The sequence below is a fragment of the Streptomyces sp. NPDC001848 genome (genome assembly GCF_042891915.1).
Classification (GTDB): domain Bacteria; phylum Actinomycetota; class Actinomycetes; order Streptomycetales; family Streptomycetaceae; genus Streptomyces.
This window is the reverse complement of sequence record NZ_JBIATP010000027.1, coordinates 93,434-99,433: the sequence shown is the minus strand read 5'-3', so window position 1 is coordinate 99,433 and position 6,000 is coordinate 93,434. Positions and strand designations below refer to the sequence as shown.

Annotated in this window: 4 protein-coding genes; 1 reads left to right on the top strand and 3 read right to left on the bottom strand. The window is 70.7% G+C overall.

The features are described 5' to 3' along the window. Positions 1-446: 446 nt before the first annotated feature. A complete protein-coding gene (locus tag ACFYZJ_RS36970) occupies positions 447-995 on the bottom strand; it encodes a MarR family winged helix-turn-helix transcriptional regulator (RefSeq protein ID WP_388576085.1) in 549 nt (182 codons plus the stop codon). Positions 996-1,156: 161 nt separating this feature from the next. On the opposite strand from ACFYZJ_RS36970, the gene ACFYZJ_RS36965 reads away from it, so the two are divergent. Beyond that, positions 1,157-2,431, top strand: coding sequence for an MFS transporter (locus ACFYZJ_RS36965; RefSeq protein WP_388576100.1), 1,275 nt, complete (start codon positions 1,157-1,159; stop codon positions 2,429-2,431). Positions 2,432-2,461: 30 nt separating this feature from the next. Here the strand turns inward: ACFYZJ_RS36965 and ACFYZJ_RS36960 are convergent, their stop codons facing one another. Next, complete coding sequence (locus ACFYZJ_RS36960) at positions 2,462-4,111, bottom strand: SpoIIE family protein phosphatase (RefSeq protein ID WP_388576083.1); 1,650 nt, start codon at positions 4,109-4,111, stop codon at positions 2,462-2,464. Positions 4,112-4,318: 207 nt separating this feature from the next. Continuing rightward, entirely contained in the window at positions 4,319-5,716 is a 1,398-nt protein-coding gene (locus tag ACFYZJ_RS36955; RefSeq protein ID WP_388576081.1) for an NAD(P)/FAD-dependent oxidoreductase, read from the bottom strand. Positions 5,717-6,000 lie beyond the last annotated feature (284 nt).

Below are 6,000 nucleotides of genomic sequence, written 5' to 3'. Positions count from 1 at the left end.
TCGGCTTTCCTCCGGGCGCTTCCCTTCGGTGTTTCCGACTCTATCAGATCTTTCCGATCCGATTTCCTCGGTGCTTTCCGGCCTTTCGGCCTTCCAGCTTTGTTGACTCTATCAGATCCCTCAGTTCCCTTCGGGGCCTGATGCCCAGTCAACCGGGCTTGTCATCGCGGCCCTTGGGCCGTTCCGACGTCTCCAACCGTAGCGGATCTCTCCGGCAATTCCCAATCGAGTGGATCGGGGTCGCCGTACCCAATGGAATCGAATTTCGGGCACGCCGAAATTGACCCGGTCGGGAGATCGTGCTGAGTGGTTTTTTGCCGCTGAGGCGGCAGGAGGTGCTGCCGCAGAACCGTTACGGCCCCGTGGCAACCCGAAGAACCTTACGGATCGCGGGGTGGACTGTCAAGCCTCCCCGGCCTGGCGCTGCGTCAAACCTCCGGTAGGCGTCAGTCGAGGTCGCTGAGCCGGCCGCCGGCGTCCGGCTGCGCGTCCTCCACACGGCGCAGCAGGCGCGTCAGCACGTCGCCCAGGACCGTGCGCTCCTCCGGTGAGAGGTCCTGGAGGAGGTCTTCCTCGAACCCGGAGGCGAGGCGCATCGCCTCCAGCCACTTCTCGCGGCCCTCGTCGGTCAACTCGACGATGACGCGGACGCGGTTGGCCTCATCGCGCTCCCGGGTGACCAGGCCTTCGCTGACCATGCGGTCGATGCGGTGGGTCATCGCGGCCGGGGTCAGGCCGAGCCGCTTGGCGAGGTCGCTCGGGCCCATGCGGTAGGGGGCGCCGGACAGGACGAGGGCCTTGAGGACCTCCCAGTCGGTGTTGCTGATGCCGAGTGCGGCGGTCTGGCGGCCGTAGGCGACGTTCATGCGGCGGTTGAGCCGGGACAGGGCCGAGACGATCTTCTCCACCTGCGGGTCCAGGTCCTGGAACTCGCGCTGGTAAGCGGCGATCTGTTCGTCGAGGGTCGGCTCGCTCACGCCGGGGGTGTCACCCATGGACGCAGTATGACACGCCCTCGCTTGGCATCGAAGTCCTTCAAGGTGTACTGTTCAACATCGAACTTTAGTTTCGAAGTCTTCAGGGTTAACCGCTTCAGAGGTAAGAGCTCCGGCTCTCGGTGGCCCGCTTCTCAAGGAAGGTGAAAGTGACCAGGGCGATGGGCGCAGCGATGCGCCGGATCCATGTGGGTAACGCACTCAGCGCGTTCGGCCTCGGCTTCACCGTCCCCTATCTCTACGTCTATGTGGCGCAGGTGCGGGGTCTCGGTGCCGTGACGGCGGGTCTCGTACTCGCCGTCTTCGCTGTGGCGGCGCTGGTCGTGCTGCCGTTCGCCGGGCGGGCCATCGTCCGGCGCGGCCCGCTTCCGGTGCTGCTCGCCGCCCTCGTCCTGGCCGCGGTGGGCGCGCTGAGCCTGGGGGTCGCGACCGGCGCGGTGAGCGTGCTGCCGGCGGCGGCGCTGCTCGGGGCCGGGCAGGCGGTGATGCAGCCGGCGCTCGCCACGATGATCGTCGACTGCTCGGTGACGGAGACGCGGTCGCGGGCCTTCGCGGTGCAGTTCTTCCTGCAGAACCTGGGGCTCGGTGTCGGTGGGCTGATCGGCGGGCACCTCGTAGACGTGTCGCGGGCGGCGTCCTTCACGCTGTTGTTCGCGATCGAGGCGGCGATGTTCCTGCTGCTGGTCGTGGTCATGTCGACGGTCCGGATGCCGCGGGCCCCGAGGATCGAGGAGACCGCGCCGCGGGGCGGTGGTGCGAGCTGGCGGCAGTTGCTGGGGAACCGGGCCATGGTGCAGCTGTGTGTGCTGGGCTTCGTGCTGTTCTTCGCCTGCTACGGGCAGTTCGAGTCGGGGCTGAGCGCGTACGGCGTGGAGGCGGCCGGGATCTCGACGTCCACGCTGGGCACGGCACTGGCGGCGAACACGGCGACGATCGTGGTGGCGCAGTTCGCGGTGCTGAGGTTCGTGGAGCGGCGCAGGCGGACGCGGGTGATCGCGGCCGTGGGGCTGATCTGGGCGGTGGCGTGGGCCGTCGCGGGATATGCGGGACTGGGTCACGGCAGCCGCGAGATGGCGACGGCCGCGTTCGTGTCGACGTACGCGCTGTTCGGACTGGGTGAGGCGATGCTGTCGCCGACGGTCGCGCCGCTGGTGGCGGACTTGGCGCCGACGGGGATGGCAGGGCAGTACAACTCGGTGTTCGCCCTGGTGAAGCAGTTGGCGCTGGCGGTGGGGCCCGCGGTGGGCGGTCCCCTCGCGGCGGCCCTGCCGGGGCCCTACGTCGTGACGTTCCTGCTGTGCTCGCTGGGCATCACGGTGCTCGCGGTGCGGCTCGGGCGGCTGCTGACGCCGGCGCAGAACAGGCCGTCGCTGGGGAGGAGCCGGGTGGTGGCACAGGGCGGCGCGTCGGCGGAGCCCGCGTCGGCGCGCACCTGACGGTTCCCCCGCCAGGAGCGCGGCCGGAGTTCAGCCGCCGGTCCTCGGCAGTGCGAATTCGCACCACACCGCCTTACCACCCCCGGGCGTCCTGCGTGACCCCCAGTTCGACGCGATCGTCGCCACGATGGCGATGCCCCGGCCCGCCTCGTCCGCCGGTTCCGCGCGGCGGCGCCTCGGGAGGTGGTCGTCGCCGTCCGTGACCTCGATGATCAGGCGGCGGTCCGTGCGACGCAGGCGCAGCCGCATGGGAGGTGTGCCGTGCTGCAGCGAGTTGGCGACCAGTTCGCTGGCCGCCAGCACCCCGAGATCGTGCAGGTCCGCGGGGAACCGCCAGCTCGTCAGCACCCCGGAGGCGAACGCACGCGCGCGTGGTGCCGCCTCCACACCGCCCAGCAGTTCCAGCGCGGCGTTGCGGAAAAGCTCGCCGTCCGGCCCCGTGCGTGCCGGGTGCTGGAGAACCAGGACCGCCACGTCGTCGTCGTGGCCCGCCGTGACGCCCGCGGAACGCACCAGGCGGTCGCAGATCACCTGGGGTGTGCCCGTGGCGCCGGCGAGCGCGTCCCCCAGAGCCGCGATGCCTTCGTCCAGGTCGGCGTCCCGGCGCTCGACCAGGCCGTCGGTGTAGAGGACGGCGGTGGATCCGGGCCCCAGGGGTACCGAGCCCGAGGCGTGCATCCAGCCGCCGGTGCCGAGGGGCGGGCCGGTGGGTTCGTCGGCGCGCAGGACGTTGCCGCTCTCGTCGCGGACCAGGATCGGCAGGTGGCCTGCCGAGGCGTACACCAGTCGGCCCTCGTTCGGGTCGTGGACGGCGTAGACGCAGGTCGCGATCTGGTTGGGGTCGATCTCCGCCGCGAGACCGTCGAGGAGCTGGAGAACCTCGTGCGGGGGCAGGTCCAGGCGGGCGTAGGCGCGCACCGCCGTGCGGAGCTGGCCCATCACCGCCGCCGCGCGGACGCCCCTGCCCATGACGTCGCCGATCACCAGCGCGGTGCGGCCGCCGCCGAGCGTGATCACGTCGTACCAGTCGCCGCCGACCGCGGCCTCCGTGCCGCCGGGCTGGTAGGTGGCGGCGATGCGCAGGTCGTCGGGCTGTTCGAGTTCCTGGGGCAGCAGGGAGCGCTGCAGGGTGACCGCGGTCCGGCGCTGCTCGCGCTCGCTGGCGCGCAGCCGTTCGGCGGCCTCGGCGTGGTCGGTGACGTCGGCCGCGAAGACGAGCACGCCCCGGGCCTTGTCGTCGGGTGCGTCCACCGGTGTGCAGGTGAACGTGTACGAACGGCCGCCGGGCGCCTTGCGGGACTTGACCGTGCGGGGCCTGGAGCTGCGCAGCACCTGGTCCAGGAGCGGGAGGAGGCCCAGTTCCTCCAGCTCGGGCAGTGCCTTGTGCGCGGGTTCGCCGATCGGGCGGGCGCCGAAGGCTGCCGTGTAGGCGTCGTTCACGTAGGCGACGCGGTGGTCGGGGCCGTGCACCAGGGCGACGAGGGCCGGGATGCGGTCGAGGACCTCCCGCGCCGGCAGCTCGTCGAGGGCGGGCACGCTCGGCGTGTTGTCGGTGAGCCGCTCGGCGCGGGCCACGGGCACGGAGCCGTCCCGCCGGTCCGGTGAGACCGCGTGCTCGGTCCGCGCTGCGGCGCGGCGCTGCGTTCCGGGGAGCCGGGCGCTCCAGCGCGTGAAGTTCACCGATTCCTTGCCTCGTCGTTGTCGTCTCCGGCCGGCTCCGGATCCGGGCGGGGGTCCGGGGGCCGGTCCCCGCGGGTACGGCGCTGTGGGGAAAGCCTGGTGGGTGCGCCAGGGCGAGGGTCGGCCCGCCCAGGTCGTGGACCAGTCTGGCCGACCGGACCGACATCCGTCAGACGTCGGTGCTTCCGGCGGAGTTCCTGGGTCCGCTCAGTTCGACCCCTTCGGGTCTGAAGAATGCTTTCCACCGGCGGCCAGTTCGAACTCCGCACGGGGATGTTCGAGTGAACCGAGCGACACGATCTCCCTCTTGAAGAGGCCCGCAAGCGTCCATTCGGCCAGTACGCGCGCCTTGCGGTTGAAGGTGGGCACCCTGCTGAGGTGGTACGTGCGGTGCATGAACCACGCGGGCCAGCCCTTCAGCTTGCGTCCGTAGACGTGTGCGACCCCCTTGTGCAGCCCGAGGGAGGCCACCGAACCGACGTACTTGTGCGCGTACGTCTCCAGGGGCTCGTCGCGCAGCGCGTGCACGATGTTGTCGCCGAGCACCCTGGCCTGGCGCAGCGCGTGCTGGGCGTTGGGCGCCGTCTCCCTGCCGGGCTCCTGTGCGGTGACGTCGGGCACGGCGGCCGCGTCTCCCGCGCCCCACGCGTGCGTGACGCCGTCCACGGTCAGCTGCGGGGTGCACTTCAGGCGCCCCCGCTCGTTCAGCGGCAGGTCGGTCGCGGCGAGGACGGGGTGCGGTTTCACACCGGCGGTCCACACGACCGTGCGGGTCGGGAAGCGGGAGCCGTCGGAGAGGACGGCGACCCGGTCGGCGCAGGACTCCAGGCGGGTTTCGAGGCGTACGTCGATGTTGCGACGGCGCAGCTCGGTGACGGTGTAGCGGCCCATCTCCTCGCCGACCTCGGGCAGGATGCGGTCGGAGGCCTCCACGAGGATCCACCGCATGTCCTCGGGCTTGAGGTTGTGGTAGTAGCGGGCTGCGTAGCGGGCCATGTCCTCCAGCTCGCCGAGCGCCTCGACGCCGGCGAAGCCGCCGCCGACGAAGACGAAGGTGAGGGCCGCGTCGCGGATCGCGGGGTCGCGGGTGGAGGAGGCGATGTCCATCTGTTCGATGACATGGTTGCGCAGGCCGATGGCCTCCTCGACGGTCTTGAAGCCGATGCCGTGCTCGGCGAGACCGGGGATGGGCAGGGTGCGCGAGATGGAGCCGGGGGCGAGGACGAGTTCGTCGTACGCGATCTGTTCCGTCTGCCCGGTCTCCTCGGTGGCGAGCGTGGAGATGGCGGCGGTCCGCTTGGCGTGGTCGATGGCGGTGGCCTCGCCGATGACGACGTGGCAGTCCGTGAGGACGCGGCGCAGCGGAACGACGACGTGGCGCGGCGAGATGGCGCCGGCGGCCGCCTCCGGCAGGAACGGCTGATAGGTCATGTAGGGGTCGGGCGAGACCACCACGATCTCCGCCTCGCCGCGGCGGAGTTCCGCCTTCAGCTTCCGTTGCAGGCGCAGCGCCGTGTACAGGCCGACGTAGCCGCCGCCGACGACGAGGATGCGCACACACTTCGGGTGTTCGGGGGGTGTCGCCCGGTGGAATGCAGCCGTCACCTTCCCATGAGGCACCCGACGCCCGAGTTTGTCCACAGCCCCGGCAAATTGTGTGACGGGACGGACCCGTGGGGCAGGGTTGGCCGAATTGCCGGAGTGGAGGAAGCGTGGCAGGTCAGCGGGGGTGTGACCGGTACGAAGGAAGGTGCAAAGGGGATGAATCCGGCCTGTACTCCGATCGTGGGGCGACTCGCGTGGGAGCGCGCCCCTTCTGAATTGACTCCCGCTCAACTATGTTCGTCCTTTGACGGGGTGTAGGGGGGATGCGCTCGGGGCCCGCGACG

Bases quoted from the DNA above. Each gene is read 5' to 3' on its own strand.
- ACFYZJ_RS36965 (WP_388576100.1), top strand. From the start codon at position 1,157: ATGGGCGCAGCGATGCGCCGGATCCATGTGGGTAACGCACTCAGCGCG.
- ACFYZJ_RS36970 (WP_388576085.1), bottom strand. From the start codon at position 995: ATGGGTGACACCCCCGGCGTGAGCGAGCCGACCCTCGACGAACAGATC.